Origin of the sequence: Burkholderia sp. 28_3, from assembly GCF_003253915.1 — a bacterium.
Lineage (GTDB): Bacteria > Pseudomonadota > Gammaproteobacteria > Burkholderiales > Burkholderiaceae > Burkholderia > Burkholderia cenocepacia.
Genome location: NZ_QKZF01000025.1, coordinates 1 through 12,842 on the forward strand (window position 1 = coordinate 1; position 12,842 = coordinate 12,842).

Below are 12,842 nucleotides of genomic sequence, written 5' to 3' on the forward strand. Positions count from 1 at the left end.
CTTGATACTTTTGCTATCTGATCCGAGGATCAGCTCGCTGCCATCAAGCGCCCACACTTATCGGCTGTTAATTTTTAAAGAGCATGTCTGCGAGGAATCTTGAACCCCTCAGCAGCGCTGCGTTTTCAGCAGCAGAGAAGCGAGATTATCAACCGTTTTTTGAGACTCGTCAACAACTTTTTTAACTACTTCGCTGCGACGACTGCGGTTTAATTTCACGTGCACTGGAATCGATAAAACCGACTTCTACAGCGCCGCTTCCCTCTTCTTCCCCCGCGCTGCGTTTCCGTTAGCGCGAAAGAGGCGTGATTCTATGCATCCGCCCCGGTCTCCGCAACCCCTTTTGTGAAATATTTTTGACGTGCTATGGCGGGGACCGATGAGCCTTCCCAGTGCCCATATATAGGCGGCACGGCAGGCCCAGCCTCGGTCGCCCTTGAACAGCCCCGCCGTATCGCACCCAACCTTCCGTCGATTACCGCCCCACCATCGCCCTCACCACGCCATCCCGCCGAATCAGCCCGTGATACAGCGCCGCGGCAAAGTGCGCGAGGAACGTCAGGAAGAACAGATAGGCCAGCACGCGATGCGCGACCCGGAGCCACGCGAACGTCACCGGATCGGCCGACACCAGCGCCGGCAGTTGCACGCCGCCGCCCAGCGTCACCGGATACCCGCCCGCCGACAGCATCGCCCAGCCGATCAGCGGCATCGCCACCATCAGCGCGTACAGCACGAGATGCGACCCGTGCGCGGCCACCTTCTGCCACCACGGCAGATCGTCGGGCAACGCCGGCGGCTTCGACAGCATCCGCACCACGATCCGCACACACACCAGCACCAGTACCGCCACACCGAGCGGCTTGTGAATCGCCACCAGGATCGCGTGCCGTTCGGAAACGGACGCCACCATCCCCACCCCGATGAACAGCATCGCGAGAACCATCGCGGCCATCACCCAATGCAGCACTCGCGCCGGCACACTAAACGTCGTCGAAGCCTTCATCATCGTCCCTCCCCACTCAGTCGCGCCGCGCCCGCCACGCCGGCCTCCTCACTCGTGCGCCGCAGATACGAATCCGCGTACGCGGCCGAGCGCGCCGCCAGCAGCGGATCGCCCGACACCTGGATCCCCTGCGGCAGCACCGTCGGGTCGTAATTCACGTCGCGGCACGGGCCGCTGTCCTGCGCCTCCACGCGGTCGAGCACGAGCGTGCCCGCGTCGATCGTCGTGCGCTGCGCGGGCCAGACCTTCGTCGCGTCGTCCACCGGGTCGCCGGGCTCCGCCAGCGTGACCAGCAGCTTCCACTTCTGCGCACCGGCCGCGATGCGCTGCGTCACGTCCTGTTGCAGCACGTTCGGATCCGCGGCCGTCGCGACGTCGCCGGCGCCGGCCGTCTGCTCCGGCACGACGCGCCACCGGACCGCCTGGCGCTTGCCGACCGCGTCGACGAAGTAGAACGCGTTCAGCCCGTAATAGCTTTCGGTGACGTAACTCGCGCTCGGCTTCGCACCCTTCACCCATTGCAGGAACGCGCCCGCTTCCGGATGCGCGCCGAAGAATGCCTTCACCTTCGCCGGATCGGGCTTGCCCGTCTTCGGATCGGGGCGGGTCGCGAGCGTCTGCTCGTAGAACGCCTGCGGCGTCGCGACCGGAAACACCGGCATCGCGTTCATCCCGGTCCGCCATTGCTCGCCGTCCGGCGCGGTGAGCTTCAATGCGAGGCTTCGGATCGGCACGCTGCTGTCCGGCGCGTACGGATTTCCGCCCGGCAACGCGAAGCGCCCGACCACCGGCGTGCGCACCGCCTTGAAGAACGGCGCGACCGAATACGCGCTCGCGGCGCCGTTGCCTTCGAAGTAGCCGGTCACGCACACGCCCTTCGCGTGATTGCGCCGGTAGCCGGGATGGATGCCGCTGTTGGTCTGCAGCGCGTCGACGAGCCGGTGCGGGGTCAGACGCGCCGGCGCGAGCCACCCGCCGGCATAGCCGAACGCCGCGGCCACGCCGGCCACCGCGCCGCCGATCACGGCCCAGCGCCACCACCCGCGCCCGGGCTCGCGCTGCGGCGAAGAAGAGGAAGATTGCTTCATCAATGCACTCCCGATCGTCAGATCATTGTCGAACGCGCGTAGGACGCCGCCCGCGCCGCTTTATTCCACGAAGAATTTTTTCGTATGCTGGAGGGAATAACCGATGCCGGCCGGCGTCCTACGCGGCATCCACGACCCTTTCGGCAACCGGCCCGGCCATGCCCTCCAACGCCCTCGACGACGAAGCATTGCGCGAACTCATCCCCCGGCTGCGGCGCTTCGCGCTCTGGCTGGCGCGCGACGTCCACGCTGCCGACGATCTCGTCCAGTCGACGCTCGAGCGCGCGCTGTCGCGCTGGACGAGCCGTCGCGACGATGCATCGCTGCGCAGCTGGCTCTTCACGATCCTGTACCGGCAGTTTCTCGACGGCAAACGCAGCGCGAAGCGCTACAACTGGCTGCTCGGCCGCATCCGCGACGACGACGAAGCGCACTGGCCGTCCGCCGAACGCGAATTCGCGGCGCGCGCGACGCTCGAAGCGTTCGGCCGGCTCTCGGACGAGCAGCGCAGCCTGCTGCTGCTCATCGCGGTCGAGGGCTTCACCTATCAGGAAGCCGCCGACCTGCTCGAGGTGCCGATCGGCACGGTGATGTCGCGGCTCTCCCGCGCGCGCCAGGCGCTGCGCCAGCTCAGCGACGGCGAACTTCCTGCTCCTTCCTTGCGGCTGATGAAGAAATGAACACGCCTCCGAACGAACACGACCTTCAGGCCTATGTCGACGGCCAGCTCGACGACGATGCGCGTGCCGCGGTCGAGCGCTATCTCGCGCTGCATCCGGCGCGTGCGGAACAGGTGAAGCAATGGCAGCAGGACGCGCAGCGGTTGCGGGCCGCGCTGGAGAGCGTGCGGATGCCGGCCGATAATCCCGCGCTCGATCCGGCGGCGATTCGCGGCCGGCGAGCCGAACGCTCGCGGATGCGGTTCGCGATGGCGGCTTCGTTCGTGTTCTGCGTCGGGCTCGGGACGTTCGGCGGATGGCAGGCGCGCGGGTGGAACGCGCCGCCACCCATCGCGCCGATGAGCGATGCGGTCAAGGCTTATCAGATGATGGTGGTCGATCGAACGGCCAAGGTCGATTACCGGCCGACCGGTGCGGGTGATTTGCAGGGCTGGCTCACCCGGCGCGTGGGGGCGTCGGCGAAGCTGCCAGATTTGAGCGCGGCGGGATTCAGGCCGGTCGGCGGGCGGTTGTTCACGACGGACAGCGGGGCCACCGCCGCGATGGTGCTCTATCAGGATGACGCGGGGCGGACGCTGAGCTTCTATCTCCGGCCCGCGGAATCGGAACATCGGCTGCTAACCGCTGGACAACGCGTGGATGGCGCGCTGCTGGCGCGGTATGGATCCGTGAACGGGCTCAACTATGCGGTGGTCGGGCCGGCCGGGAGTCTCGGGGAAAAGGCGGTCGTGCAGGCGCTCGATCAGCAGACTTGAAGCGACAGGATGCGCGTCCGGCTGGCGGTCGGTAATGGCCGCCAGCGCCTTTTTTGGCGCGGCTTGGCCGGCTTGCACCGGTGTGTGCTCACCACTCGAATGCACAGCGTTTCGACTGACTTGCTCGAACTGCTGTCCACACCGAAACCTCGCTGGCACCCTCACCTTTAAAATCACAGGGTTTCGAGTCGCCGCGGAACGGGATATCCACACCTCTCCTGATGGTGCTGCGTGCTGACTTCGATGGGTTCGCTCACCTTTGGCATGCACAGCGTTTTTCGTTGTTTTGGGCATCGATATCCACAACCCGGGTAATTGACCGATCGTCTTCGCCGGGTTCGACTACGCTCACCCGTTGAATGCAGCCGGTTTCGAGTGGCTTCGAGTCAACGATATCCACACGGCATTCGACATCCGGACGTCGCCGGCGATTCGTTCGCTGCCCTCTTTCATGGTCGGCAAAGCCTTGCCGGGCAATGCATTCAGGCCGACGAGCCCATCGAAACCAGGACGCTCACCGCTCGGATGCACAGGGTTTCAACTGGATCGTGCGCCGGTTATCCACACACTGCCGCTCGCGCTTCGGGTCACTTCGCCCCGACTCTCCCGACATTCTCGCCGGTTTCCGGCGCGATGACGTAGTGGCTCGACTTCCCGAGCCAGTTTGCATTGCCCAGTCCGCGCATACCCGGAATCAGCTTTGCCACGAACGTGATGGTGACGACATCGTCATCTGGCACGGGGTCCGCCGTGGATGCCCTTTTATCCGTGATGCAGATCTCGAAGTTATGCAGATCCTGCCCGGTCGCCGCAAAGTCTTCGTAGGTAGCCTTCAGGCCCAGCAGCGTCGCTGTGTTGAGCGTGACCGAACACTGGTCGACCGTGCCGAAATTCAACGTGCTCATCGTGTTCTGCGAATATCACCGGGCAAAAACTGCCCGCGCTGCCGGATGCGCGCGGCAATGCCCGCGGATATCGTGATCCCGTTATCGTGTCCGTGCGGACGGCACATGATCGGTCCCGTTACCTGCTCCCTTTGCAAGCGCCGCTCGCATCACCCTGCTCTTTCCTCGGTTTCGTGACTGGCTCAGGATTCGAAATCAACCGTTGTACGTCGCGACAAAAAAATAGTCGGTGATCGCCGAGATCACGGCCTCGCGCGTGGCGTTATCGATCGTCTCGCCATCGCCTTGGGGCTCGACGTACTTCATCGAATCGACATAGACGACGAATGCGGGACCGTTGTCCACGCCGGACGACAATGCCTCGCCAGGCACCCGCACGGTACGGTTTCCGTCGGACAGCACGATTTCGCCGCGCGACACCATCGGGACCGTGTACGTCATCGCGTTGCCTCTCGTGATTCAGTCATGTCGTTCGACCACGTATTGCGACGGCCCGCGCCATGCAACCGAACGGTAACCACTTCGAACGACACCGATCTCCCGGTAATACTCGACGAGTGCCTGCGGGCTCCAGTCACGGCCCGCGGAGAACAGCGCATCGAGATCGATGAGCGCGGCTACGAGCGCCTGGCGGTCATGGTCATCTGCGATCGCGCGTTCCCAGCGATCGGATTGTCGAGCGAAGCCCAACTGCTTCAGCACATCGGCGGCAGCTGTCAGCTCGGTCACGACGACCGCAACGCGGCCTGCGATATCCGTCACCAGCATCTCATTGACAGGTGCCTTCATCGATCGCTTCGCCCCGTATCGTCTGCCGTGATCACGCTGCCTCCTTCGTGAGCCATCCAACGATCTTCGCGACGTCCTCGGCGGACAGCATGCCAACACGCTCGACAAACATGCCGTAGTCGAGATCGAACTTCACGTTGAATCGCTCGCCCTCGTAGCGGCAACACAGGACCTCGGCTTCCGGTATCGACACGCGTTGCTCGAACACGATGTCGCCTGGATGGTGCTGCATCCTGCGTACGACCGTATCGATATCGAGTGCCTGGAGACGGGGCGATGAAGCATCGGTCATTTGCCGTGAGCCCGTTCGCCGGGCCTTTGCATCCTGGATGCTGGCGATTCTACAGACATGACGGCTCACGTATCGCTCGAGCACTTCACAGCGTTCCGCTTCGTTCATCCAGCCGCTGCACGCAGTGCATGTCCTGAGCGGAGCACAGTCGCCGGACTGTGCTTATCCAAAGGTGTTAACAGGGTTCGTATATATACGTAGTGATAGTTAACAAACGCTGTGCCCCACAGTGGATAACCTCCGTAACGCACTGAATTTTCAACGCGAAGCGAAATGCATAACCCTGGGTGCGCGACGTGAACAGCGCGCGGCAGCACAGAACAACTTTTCGTCGATTCACAGACTCGCCGACATATCCTCAATCGTTCCACTGTGAATCCAGAGACTTCCCGGACGGTTATCCAGAGGGCAATGTGGATAACACCGCATCACATCGACGCGTTTTGCTGTGATGCGAACAGGTGAAGCTCACGCTCGCGGCCTCGCGAGGCAACATCGATCGTCAGCCCACCGCACACGTCGATTCAAAAAAATTTTCACGAAGGGGCTTGTGCTACCCCGAAACCCTCTCTATAATTCGCGGCTTCTTAGGCTCGTAGCTCAGTTGGTTAGAGCACCACCTTGACATGGTGGGGGTCGTTGGTTCGAATCCAATCGAGCCTACCAACGAACAAAATGAAGGGGTCCGGCAGCACAACTTGCCTACAGGCAACGCGGCTCGCCAAACATACAAACGCCACGCGGCAACTTCGCGTGGCGTTTTTCTTTTCCGGTCCGAAACGACGCGCGAAGCCCCGATGCGTTGCCGGAACCGCGGCATCGCGTGCTCTCTTCGACATCCCGATCTGCCACACAACGGCCGCTGCACGGCGCGTAGAATCGTCTGCGCATCGACGCATCGACGCATCGACGCATCGACGCATCGACGCGGCGACTTCGCCCGTCACCCGATTTCCACCGCATCAGAACAACGACGCGCGTTCCGCGCGACTGAGAGCACACGATCATGTCCGAGGTCTCGACCGCTGCATCGCCTGCGAGCAACGACGAAATCGTCGCTTACGTCGGCAAGAACGCCGCCTGGTTCGAACGAAAATGGGCGATCGCCGACTCGCGCAAAAGCCGGCAGTCGTGGAACTGGGCCGCGTGCTTTCTCGGCCCGGTCTGGTTGGCGTACCGCTGCATGTACTGGCAGGCGGCCACCGTGCTCGCCGTCACGCTCGGCATCACGCTGGTCGAATTGCTGTATTTCCCGGGATACTTCGAATCGAGCGTGCTCGACCCGGCCACGATCGCGATCGCGGTGTCGCTCGGCTGGTACGGGAACGGCCTCTACAAGCGGCACGTCGAACGCAGGATCGAAAAACTGCGCCCGAACGCGACGTCCCGCGAATCGTTTCTCGCGCTGCTCGAGGCGCAAGGCGGCACCAACTGGCTGGCGGCGGCCGGTTTCGCCGTCGCGACGCCGCTGCTCGGCGTACTGCTGTTCATGATGGGCAACGCCGGAGGCGCGATGTACTGATCGCGGTAGCCGGCAACCGGCAACGCAGGGCAGAAAGAAGAGGGCGGCGCTGGCGCCATGCGTTCATATGGCACATCGCACACGGCGCATGCGCGCGCCGCCTTCAGTGCAGATGCTTCAATTTGTCAGGATTCCGCACGACATAGATCGCGACGATCTTGCCGTCGTCGATCTCCAGCGCAGTCGTTTGCAGCTCGCCGTCGGCTTCCCGCGTGACGAAGCCCGGCAGCCCGTTGATGAACCCGGCCCGCACGAGCGCCGACGCATGCGTCGCGAACAGCTCGGCCAGATACGCATGCACCCGCATCACGCGCTCGAAGCCGAACACCGGCTTGCCGGCCGCCGCGCGCTTGCCGCCGCCGTCGGAATGCAGGCTCACGTCCTCGGCGAGCATCGCGCCGAGCGCACGCATGTCGCCGCTGCGTGACGCCGCGAAGAACGCTTCGGCCAGTTCGATCCCGCGCTGCTTCTCGACATGAAAACGCGGCCGCGCGTCGCGCACGTGCGTGCGGGCCCGCGCGGCGAGCTGCCGGCACGCGGTCGGGTCGCGCTGGATCGTCGTGGCCACTTCGTCGAATTCGAGGCCGAACACGTCGTGCAGCAGAAACGCCGCGCGTTCGAGCGGCGAGAGCCGTTCGAGCGCGAGCAGCAGCGGCAGCGTGACGTCGTCCGGTTCGTCTTCCTCGACGACCGGCTCGGGCAGCCACGGGCCGATATAGGTCTCGCGCTGGTGTCGCGCGGACTTCAGCTGGTCGAGGCACATGCGCATCACCATGCGGCGCAGGAACGCCTCGGGCACGCGCACCTCGGTGCGGTCGACGTCCATCCAGCGGATGAACGCCTCCTGCACCATGTCCTCGGCATCCGCGACGGAGCCGAGCATCCGGTACGCGACGCGGATCAGCGTGCGACGCAGCGGATCGAAGCTCGCCGCCGCGTCGGTCTGTTGTTCGGCGCGGCCGCTGGCCGGGTCGAGGCTTGGCATCAGGCCACCATCTTCGCGGCGGCGGCTTTCGCGTCGGCCGGGTCGACCCACAACCCGAAGCCGACGGCGAGCCGGTTCCAGCCGTTGATCACGTTGATCATCACCGTGAGTTTCACCTGTTCTTCCTCGCTGAAATGGTCGTTCAGCGCCGCGTAGGCCGCTTCGTGCGCCGTATGGCCCTCCGACAGCCGCGTGAGCGCGTCGGTCCAGCCGAGCGCCGCGCGCTCGCGGTCGGTGTAGCAGGGCGCTTCGCGCCACGCGGACAGCAGGTAGATGCGCTGCTCGGTCTCGCCTTGCTCACGCGCCTCGACGGTGTGCATGTTAAGGCAGTTCGCGCACGCGTTGATCTGCGATGCACGGATCTTGACCAGCTCGATCAGCGTCGGCTCGAGGCTCCCGGCCGCGGCGACCGACACGGTCATCCAGCTCTTCATCAGCGCGGGGGCGGCGGCAAACGGATTGAGTTTCGCAGTCATGGTTCCTTCTCCTTTCGTGTGGGTTCCGCTGATATGACGAGCGAGCGCCCCGCGTGTGTGACATCGATGCAAAAAATTTTTTGGACCGCCGAAGCGAGCAGCGGCAAGCGAAGGGCCGATGAGCCTTTGAGCAGGGCGTCGAAGGACGCGATATCGACCGCCGAAGCGTCCGCATGACGCGACGCTTCCGACGAACGCGCGCCATCGACCTTTCACTCCCGCCGTGCGGTTGTCATTGGACGTCAGGAGTGCGCAGCCGCGGGCATGGGTATTGCGTCCGCCGGCCGAGCCCCGCCGCGACCGGCGCCGACGGTCCGTTGCACATGCGATGCCGACATCACGAATGCTTTCATTTTTCTTTCTTGTTCGTTTCACCCGAAATCCGATTCGCGACGTTCACATTTCTGGACCATACTGTTCTGCACGGGCAGATGAAGTGACGCCGCATCCGCGGCCCGGCGCGCGCGCCGGCTGCCCGACGACGCAGCAGCAGGTCGCACGTCAGCCGCGCGCATTCGAGCGCAAGGCTTTCCCTTTTCCGGCAACGCAACGCAGCGAATCGCGACGTGGACGGTAAACCGATGAGCCTTCTTGCATCCCAGCTTCAGCGCCGTTACCAGGACGTGCGCGCCCATAGCGTCGCGCTGACCGCGACGCTGTCCGCCGAAGACCAGGCCGTGCAGTCGATGCCGGACGCGAGTCCGACGAAATGGCACCTCGCGCATACGACCTGGTTCTTCGAAACCGTCGTGCTGATGCGCCGCGTGCCCGGCTACGCGCCGTTCGACGACGCATTCCAGTTCCTCTTCAATTCCTATTACGAAGCGCTCGGCCCGCGCCATCCGCGGCCGCAGCGCGGGCTGCTCACGCGTCCGTCGCTCGACGAGGTGCATGCATATCGGCAATACGTCGACGATGCGATGCGGCGCGCGCTGGCCGGTGCCGATGCGGCGCTGCTCGACGCGATCGCGCCCGAACTCGTGCTCGGCCTGCATCACGAGCAGCAGCATCAGGAGCTGATCGTCACCGACATGCTCCATGCGTTCTCGTGCAACCCGTTGCGGCCGGCATTCCGGCCGCGCACGGGCGACGAAGCCGGATGCGCGCTCGCCGCGGGCGACGCCGGCCCGTTGCGCTGGCTGCACCAGCCCGGCGGGCTGGTCGAGATCGGCCACGATGGCGACGCGTTCTCGTTCGACAACGAACGGCCGCGTCACACCGCGCTCGTGCGGCCGTACGAGATCGCCAACCGCCTCGTGACGAACGCGGAATTCGCGGCGTTCGTCGCCGATGGCGGTTATACGCGCCCCGAATTCTGGCTGTCCGACGGCTGGGCGACGGTGCAGCGGGAAGGATGGCAAGGGCCCGCGTACTGGATGCCGGACGACGACGATGCGGCCGCCACGCGCGTGCGGCGGACCTTCGGCCTGCACGGCGTCGAGCCGCTCGCACCCGACGCGCCGGTGTGCCACGTGAGCTTCTACGAAGCGGCCGCGTATGCGGAATGGGCCGGCGCGCGGCTGCCGACCGAATTCGAATGGGAAACCGCGTTCGCGGCCGACAGCATCCGGCAGATGCTCGGCCACGTGTGGCAGTGGACGCGGTCGTCCTACGAGCCGTATCCGGGCTTTCGGCCGCTCGCCGGGGTCGCGGCCGAATACAACGGCAAGTTCATGGTCGGCCAGCAGGTCCTGCGCGGCAGCAGCATCGCGACGCCGCCGGGGCATGAACGGCCGACGTACCGCAATTTCTTTCCGCCGGCGGCACGCTGGCAATTCACGGGAGTGCGACTTGCGCGAGACGTCTGACCTGACGGCCACGAGCGGTGGCCTGCAACCCGCCCGCGATTCGCGGCCGAGCGCGTTCGAGCGCGACCTGATCGACGGACTATCGCGCACGCCGCGCAGCATCCCGCCGAAATACTTCTACGATGCGGCCGGCTCCGCGCTGTTCGACCGCATCTGCGAACTGCCCGAGTACTACCCGACGCGTACCGAGCTCGGCATCCTGCGCGATCGCGCGGCCGAGATCGTGCAGCGCGTCGGCCCGCATGCGGACATCGTCGAGTTCGGCGCGGGTTCGCTCGAGAAGATCCGCGTGCTGCTCGACGCGTTCGCGAACAATTACGCGAACGCGCCGGCGCGCTACGTGCCGGTCGACATCTCCGCCGATTACCTGCACGGCGCGGCCGCGCGGCTGCGGGCGGCCTATCCGTGGCTCGACGTCGCGCCGCTCGCGGCCGACTACACGAAGGCCGAGCAACTGGCCGCGCTGACCGAGACGCCGCGGCGGCGCATCGGCTTCTTTCCCGGCTCGACGATCGGCAACTTCTCGCCGGAAGAGGCCGACACGTTCCTGCGCGACGCGGCGCGGCTGCTGCGCGGCGGCGGCCTGCTGGTCGGCGCCGATCTCGTGAAGGACGAGCGTACGCTGCATCACGCGTACAACGACGCGCAGGGCGTGACCGCGCAGTTCAACCTGAACCTGCTGGTGCGCGCGAACGCGGAGCTCGGCGCGGACTTCGACGTCGACGCGTTCTCGCACTGCGCGTTCTACGATCGCGGGCGGCAGCGCATCGAGATGCATCTCGTCAGCGATGTCGCGCAGACCGTGCACGTGCGCGGCCATGCGTTCCGCTTTGAAGCCGGCGAACGCATCCATACGGAGAATTCGCACAAGTTCACGATCGACGGCTTTCATGCGATGGCGCGCCGCGCCGGGTTCGAGCCCGATACCGTGTGGACCGACGCGGACCACCTGTTCAGCGTGCACTGGCTGCGCAGCGTCGACGATATCCGCGCGTAACGCAGCGCTGCTGCGAACCGCTCGCGCCGCGAAGGTGAGGGCGGTTCGCTCGCGATGCCCACCGGCGGGTTCGATCCCGTTGCCCGGTTTCGTGCCGAAAATTCCCCTTTTTACCGACCCGACGCATCGTTGCAACGGGGTGTGGAACGCCGCCTCTTCCTTGTCCCGCAAGGCTTTGCGGGTACCCGTAAACGTCCGTTACCTGTCTCGCATACCCGTTTCACCTGTGTCAGCGTCCGGTGCCTAGACTCCGAACCGTATTCACATGAAGCACGACACGTGCAGGGAGTCGCGAGATGAGCAAGAAACTGATTCTCGGTGCAGTTCTCGGTGTAGCGGCGCTGGCAGCCTCGGGCGTCGCATCGGCCCACGTCGACCTGTCGGTCGGCATCGGCGTGCCGGGCGTCTACACGGCGCCGGCGCCGGTCTACGTCGCGCCGCCGCCGCCGGTGATGTACGCGCCGGTCGGCTATCGCGATGACGACTGGCGTGCGCGTCAGTGGCGTGAACACGAGTGGCGCCGCCGCGAATGGCGCGAGCACGAGTGGCGCGAGCGCGCCTGGCGTGACGGTGGCGGCTGGCGCGGCCGTTGGGACTGAGCGCGACCGGCTCACGAGTGCACTGATCACGACGACCTGAGGAGAGTGATCACATGAATCCCATCCGGTACATCGGACGGTACGCAACCACCGCAATCGTTGCGCTCGCAACGATCGGCAGCGCGCACGCAGCGGGCTGCATGAAGGGCGCGGTGGTCGGCGGGGTGGCCGGCCACTACGCGGGACACCACGCGGTGGTTGGCGCGGTCGGCGGCTGTATCGTCGGCCATCACATGGCGAAGAAGCAGGCGCAAGAGCAGGCCGCGCAGCACAAGGCCGCCGTGCAGGGCATGCAGTCGGTGCAGTAAGCGACCTCGTTACCGGGGCGATGCCGTGGCGTCGCTCCGGTGCTTCGTTCCGGCGCTCATGCGCGCACCGAATTGATCCGACGAATGCGCGCCGCACGCGTCGTTACGATCATTTACAACGTCGTGTGGCGCGAATGTCGCTCGTTCATAAAATGCAGTCACACAAACGCGCTCCAGGGAGCACCAGATGAAACAGCAACGATATCTGTCCGTCCTGACGGCCGCGCTGCTCGCGCTCGGCTCGGTGTCCGCCTTCGCGGCGGCCGGTGGCAACGGCGGCGGTCATGGCGCAGGCGGCTCGGGCGGCAATGCGGGCGGCATGTCCGGCGGCCACATGAGCGGCCAGGCGCTGAGCAACTCGAACGGCATGCACGTGGGGGACCGCGACAAGGGCCTCGCGCGCGCGGCCGACCGTTCCGACACGATCGCCGATCGCGCCGGCACGCAGCCGGGCCGCGGTCACTCGCACGCGCATGGCCATACCGCCCATGCGTCGATGTCCACGCATCATTCGCATCGCAACGCATTCGGCCGCACGCTGTAAGCACGGCCAGCGAATGCAGGAGAAGGGCGCTTCGGCGCCCTTTTTTCATGGTGAAAACGCAACGTGGCTGGCGACCGGAAACATCGTG

16 protein-coding genes and 1 tRNA gene are annotated in these 12,842 nt (G+C 65.2%); 9 read left to right on the plus strand and 8 right to left on the minus strand.

Translation table 11 applies throughout. The annotated features are described in order from the left end of the window. Window positions 1–475: 475 nt before the first annotated feature. Both DFS13_RS33390 and DFS13_RS33395 read right to left on the minus strand, forming a co-directional pair. Window positions 476–1,009, minus strand: a complete 534-nt coding sequence (locus DFS13_RS33390; protein WP_006487164.1) for a cytochrome b — start codon at window positions 1,007–1,009, stop codon at window positions 476–478. Then, the gene (locus DFS13_RS33395) at window positions 1,006–2,094 is read right to left on the minus strand and encodes a catalase family peroxidase (protein ID WP_034201190.1); all 1,089 of its coding nucleotides are present in this window, start codon (window positions 2,092–2,094) and stop codon (window positions 1,006–1,008) included. The genes DFS13_RS33390 and DFS13_RS33395 overlap by 4 nt, the downstream gene beginning before the upstream one ends. Window positions 2,095–2,252: 158 nt before the next feature. On the opposite strand from DFS13_RS33395, the gene DFS13_RS33400 reads away from it, so the two are divergent. Together DFS13_RS33400 and DFS13_RS33405 are read left to right on the plus strand one after the other, a co-directional pair. Then, window positions 2,253–2,774 carry a sigma-70 family RNA polymerase sigma factor gene (locus DFS13_RS33400; protein WP_111442685.1) on the plus strand — a complete coding sequence of 174 codons (522 nt, stop codon included), beginning with the start codon at window positions 2,253–2,255 and terminating at the stop codon, window positions 2,772–2,774. Further along, window positions 2,771–3,529 carry an anti-sigma factor gene (locus DFS13_RS33405; protein ID WP_006495421.1) on the plus strand — a complete coding sequence of 253 codons (759 nt, stop codon included), beginning with the start codon at window positions 2,771–2,773 and terminating at the stop codon, window positions 3,527–3,529. The genes DFS13_RS33400 and DFS13_RS33405 overlap by 4 nt, the downstream gene beginning before the upstream one ends. 587 nt (window positions 3,530–4,116) lie before the next feature. On the opposite strand, the gene DFS13_RS33415 is transcribed toward DFS13_RS33405, so the two are convergent. From DFS13_RS33415 to DFS13_RS33430, 4 genes are all read right to left on the minus strand, one after another. After that, window positions 4,117–4,434: a hypothetical protein gene (locus DFS13_RS33415; RefSeq protein WP_111442686.1), complete on the minus strand. Its 318-nt coding sequence runs from the start codon at window positions 4,432–4,434 to the stop codon at window positions 4,117–4,119. Between the two features lie 195 nt (window positions 4,435–4,629). Then, window positions 4,630–4,875, minus strand: coding sequence for an Imm74 family immunity protein (locus tag DFS13_RS33420; RefSeq protein ID WP_006495418.1), 246 nt, complete (start codon window positions 4,873–4,875; stop codon window positions 4,630–4,632). Between the two features lie 18 nt (window positions 4,876–4,893). Beyond that, window positions 4,894–5,223 carry a hypothetical protein gene (locus DFS13_RS33425; RefSeq protein ID WP_012492979.1) on the minus strand — a complete coding sequence of 110 codons (330 nt, stop codon included), beginning with the start codon at window positions 5,221–5,223 and terminating at the stop codon, window positions 4,894–4,896. Between the two features lie 31 nt (window positions 5,224–5,254). After that, window positions 5,255–5,623: a hypothetical protein gene (locus tag DFS13_RS33430; RefSeq protein ID WP_241308565.1), complete on the minus strand. Its 369-nt coding sequence runs from the start codon at window positions 5,621–5,623 to the stop codon at window positions 5,255–5,257. Between the two features lie 481 nt (window positions 5,624–6,104). Between DFS13_RS33430 and DFS13_RS33435 the strand changes: the two genes are divergently transcribed. Both DFS13_RS33435 and DFS13_RS33440 read left to right on the plus strand, forming a co-directional pair. Beyond that, window positions 6,105–6,181 (plus strand) — tRNA-Val (locus DFS13_RS33435). Window positions 6,182–6,521: 340 nt separating this feature from the next. Beyond that, complete coding sequence (locus tag DFS13_RS33440; RefSeq protein ID WP_006495416.1) at window positions 6,522–7,037, plus strand: DUF2628 domain-containing protein; 516 nt, start codon at window positions 6,522–6,524, stop codon at window positions 7,035–7,037. Window positions 7,038–7,140: 103 nt separating this feature from the next. Here the strand turns inward: DFS13_RS33440 and DFS13_RS33445 are convergent, their stop codons facing one another. Beyond that, complete coding sequence (locus DFS13_RS33445; RefSeq protein ID WP_111442688.1) at window positions 7,141–8,022, minus strand: sigma-70 family RNA polymerase sigma factor; 882 nt, start codon at window positions 8,020–8,022, stop codon at window positions 7,141–7,143. After that, the gene (locus tag DFS13_RS33450; RefSeq protein WP_111442689.1) at window positions 8,022–8,498 is read right to left on the minus strand and encodes a carboxymuconolactone decarboxylase family protein; all 477 of its coding nucleotides are present in this window, start codon (window positions 8,496–8,498) and stop codon (window positions 8,022–8,024) included. Before DFS13_RS33450 ends, DFS13_RS33445 begins: the two co-directional genes overlap by 1 nt. A gap of 581 nt (window positions 8,499–9,079) precedes the next feature. Between DFS13_RS33450 and egtB the strand changes: the two genes are divergently transcribed. From egtB to DFS13_RS33480, 5 genes are all read left to right on the plus strand, one after another. Further along, window positions 9,080–10,306, plus strand: coding sequence for an ergothioneine biosynthesis protein EgtB (gene egtB, locus DFS13_RS33460; RefSeq protein WP_111442690.1), 1,227 nt, complete (start codon window positions 9,080–9,082; stop codon window positions 10,304–10,306). Then, on the plus strand, window positions 10,290–11,303 hold the full coding sequence (gene egtD, locus DFS13_RS33465; RefSeq protein WP_060213129.1) for an L-histidine N(alpha)-methyltransferase: 1,014 nt from the start codon (window positions 10,290–10,292) through the stop codon (window positions 11,301–11,303). Before egtB ends, egtD begins: the two co-directional genes overlap by 17 nt. Before the next feature lie 296 nt (window positions 11,304–11,599). After that, window positions 11,600–11,902, plus strand: coding sequence for a hypothetical protein (locus DFS13_RS33470; protein ID WP_006477218.1), 303 nt, complete (start codon window positions 11,600–11,602; stop codon window positions 11,900–11,902). 53 nt (window positions 11,903–11,955) lie between these two features. Further along, complete coding sequence (locus DFS13_RS33475; RefSeq protein WP_111442691.1) at window positions 11,956–12,210, plus strand: hypothetical protein; 255 nt, start codon at window positions 11,956–11,958, stop codon at window positions 12,208–12,210. Between the two features lie 187 nt (window positions 12,211–12,397). Then, on the plus strand, window positions 12,398–12,754 hold the full coding sequence (locus DFS13_RS33480) for a hypothetical protein (RefSeq protein ID WP_111442692.1): 357 nt from the start codon (window positions 12,398–12,400) through the stop codon (window positions 12,752–12,754). The last annotated feature ends 88 nt before the right edge of the window (window positions 12,755–12,842 follow it).

Coding starts and splice junctions, on each gene's coding strand:
- DFS13_RS33475 (WP_111442691.1), top strand. CDS start 11,956: ATGAATCCCATCCGGTACATCGGACGGTACGCAACCACCGCAATCGTT.
- DFS13_RS33470 (WP_006477218.1), top strand. CDS start 11,600: ATGAGCAAGAAACTGATTCTCGGTGCAGTTCTCGGTGTAGCGGCGCTG.
- DFS13_RS33450 (WP_111442689.1), bottom strand. CDS start 8,498: ATGACTGCGAAACTCAATCCGTTTGCCGCCGCCCCCGCGCTGATGAAG.
- DFS13_RS33415 (WP_111442686.1), bottom strand. CDS start 4,434: ATGAGCACGTTGAATTTCGGCACGGTCGACCAGTGTTCGGTCACGCTC.
- DFS13_RS33445 (WP_111442688.1), bottom strand. CDS start 8,022: ATGCCAAGCCTCGACCCGGCCAGCGGCCGCGCCGAACAACAGACCGAC.
- DFS13_RS33390 (WP_006487164.1), bottom strand. CDS start 1,009: ATGATGAAGGCTTCGACGACGTTTAGTGTGCCGGCGCGAGTGCTGCAT.
- DFS13_RS33400 (WP_111442685.1), top strand. CDS start 2,253: ATGCCCTCCAACGCCCTCGACGACGAAGCATTGCGCGAACTCATCCCC.
- DFS13_RS33440 (WP_006495416.1), top strand. CDS start 6,522: ATGTCCGAGGTCTCGACCGCTGCATCGCCTGCGAGCAACGACGAAATC.
- DFS13_RS33395 (WP_034201190.1), bottom strand. CDS start 2,094: ATGAAGCAATCTTCCTCTTCTTCGCCGCAGCGCGAGCCCGGGCGCGGG.
- egtB (WP_111442690.1), top strand. CDS start 9,080: ATGAGCCTTCTTGCATCCCAGCTTCAGCGCCGTTACCAGGACGTGCGC.
- DFS13_RS33420 (WP_006495418.1), bottom strand. CDS start 4,875: ATGACGTACACGGTCCCGATGGTGTCGCGCGGCGAAATCGTGCTGTCC.
- DFS13_RS33430 (WP_241308565.1), bottom strand. CDS start 5,623: ATGAACGAAGCGGAACGCTGTGAAGTGCTCGAGCGATACGTGAGCCGT.
- DFS13_RS33425 (WP_012492979.1), bottom strand. CDS start 5,223: ATGAAGGCACCTGTCAATGAGATGCTGGTGACGGATATCGCAGGCCGC.
- DFS13_RS33480 (WP_111442692.1), top strand. CDS start 12,398: ATGAAACAGCAACGATATCTGTCCGTCCTGACGGCCGCGCTGCTCGCG.
- DFS13_RS33405 (WP_006495421.1), top strand. CDS start 2,771: ATGAACACGCCTCCGAACGAACACGACCTTCAGGCCTATGTCGACGGC.